Genomic DNA, 526 nt, shown 5'->3' on the forward strand with positions numbered 1-526 from the left:
AAACCGAAATCCTTCAACCGCGACATGAAAAGGGAGCTCGCCGGCACGCTCGCGGCCCACGGCGTCGCCGCCGTCATAGCCTGCGCCGCGGCCGCCGGTGCCTGGGACTACACCAGGTGGTGGACTCTATCCCTCATCTCGGGCCTCTCCGTCCTGCTGCGGCTGCCCACGGCCGACCCGGGCCCCGAGCCCACCTACGTCTTCCGCGGCCCCCTCGAGGCGGCCGCCGACGCGGCGGCGTCGGGCCAGGCGGGCGAGCTGCTCGCGGCGCTCGCCCTCGTCGCGGCCTCCGTCCTCGCGCTCGGATTCGTTTCTTGGGGCCGTTCATGGGCGAGGCTCCACGACGGGACGTTCGCCGGCGACCGCGCGCCCACGCGCACGCACGGGGACGCCTGGCTCGAGTCGAGGCCCTCCAGGGTCGCGAGGCGCTGCCCTCCTTGGGACGGGAAGGCCGCCGCGGAGGGGCTCGTGGCGGCCGGCTGCATCGGCGGCGGGATCGCGATGGTCCCCGCCGTCCACTGCCTCA

The 526-nt window shown here is 74.7% G+C and carries 1 protein-coding gene; it reads left to right on the forward strand.

From position 1 onward, the window contains the following. On the forward strand, positions 1-526 hold a 526-nt coding region (locus LK493_RS10090), incomplete at both ends, for a hypothetical protein (RefSeq protein ID WP_227790929.1).

It is taken from the genome of Collinsella aerofaciens (assembly GCF_020709435.1).
Lineage (GTDB): Bacteria > Actinomycetota > Coriobacteriia > Coriobacteriales > Coriobacteriaceae > Collinsella > Collinsella aerofaciens_AU.